1 protein-coding gene is annotated in these 1333 nt (G+C 64.0%); it reads left to right on the top strand.

Annotated features, from left to right (window positions below):
• Nucleotides 1-80 precede the first annotated feature (80 nt).
• Entirely contained in the window at nt 81-1286 is a 1206-nt protein-coding gene (locus ASU23_RS23470) for a lipase (protein WP_030536368.1), read from the top strand.
• The last annotated feature ends 47 nt before the right edge of the window (nt 1287-1333 follow it).

Here is a 1333-nt window from a genome sequence, read left to right as displayed (position 1 = left end):
ACCAGGTTCGACATGGGTATGAGTGAAACACACAGGGTGATGGACCCCGGGTGGGTCCGGACGAGGGGAAAACGTTGAAACTGCGAACCACACGCGTGTTTACCGGATCGATGCTGACTGCCGCTGCACTGACTGCCGCATTGCTCTCCGGGGGGACTGCACAGGCCGATCCCGCATATCCGGCACCGGACCCGGACCCGTTCTATTCGCAAGCAGCGGCCGAGGGGACCGCCGGCACGCCGATCTCCGTGCGCCGGGCCCCTGACCTGATGACCTTTCCCGGCGTCGCGATCTGGCAGGTCAGTTACAGGTCCACGAACTCCGAGAACAAGCCTATTGCCGCGGTCAGCACGATCCTGGTCCCGCCGAATCAAGCACAAGACGGCCCGTTGCTCTCGTATCAGCACATCGTCAATGCACTCGGTACGGGATGTGCGCCGTCTCGCGCGCTTTACGCATCGGATCCCAACATCGTCATCCGTGAAGCGCCCATCCTCAACGTCGCGCTGCAACGTGGATGGACCATTGCCCTTCCCGACCATCTCGGACCCAACAGTGCGTACGGCGCCGCGCGCCTGGGCGGACAGATCACGCTCGACGGTATCCGCGCCGTTCAGAAAGTCCCCGAATTGCGTAGTGGCGCCAGCCCTGTCGGTATTGCCGGCTACTCCGGCGGCGGCATGGCCACCGCGTGGGCGGCCGCACTGGCCCCGAGCTACGCACCCGAGGTCAACCTTGTCGGTGTAGCCGAGGGCGGCGTCCCGATGAATCTGTCCAAGATGGCAAACGGCCTCGGACAGGATCCGCACCCGGCATTCGGCCTCGCCTTCGCCGCAGCCATGGGCCTCGAACGCGAGTATCCCGACCTACTGCCGCTGAGCAACCAACTCAACGACCTCGGACGGTCGATGCGGGCCGAACTCACCAACGCGTGCACCAACGACATCCTCAGGGTCGGTGCCGGGCGCAGTGCCTCTCAGGTGTCGACGTCGACATCCTTGCTGTCCAGCCCTGAAGTGCGAAAGGTGATGGACGACAACAGCGTCGAACTCTATCCGGGTGTGCCGACTGCCCCGGTGTTCGAATGGCACACGCCCGACGACGTTCTGATCCCCATCGATTCGGTGGTCAACACGATTTCGCGGTACTGCGCCGCCGGAGCCACGATTCAATCCCAACTGTTCCCCAGCCCGGACCACCTCACCACTGCGGTCCTCGGTCTGCCCACCGCATTCGAGTACCTACAGGACCGATTCGACGGAGTGCCGGCCCCGCGTTCGTGCTGAATGTCTCCGGAGTGACGTATCGAGCAGGCGCGGCACATGGCCAACTC

This window comes from Rhodococcus sp. KB6, from assembly GCF_001445685.1.
GTDB classification, from domain to species: domain Bacteria; phylum Actinomycetota; class Actinomycetes; order Mycobacteriales; family Mycobacteriaceae; genus Rhodococcus_F; species Rhodococcus_F qingshengii.
The sequence above is the reverse complement of the archived record's forward strand: the minus strand, read 5'-3'. Positions and strand labels throughout refer to the sequence as shown.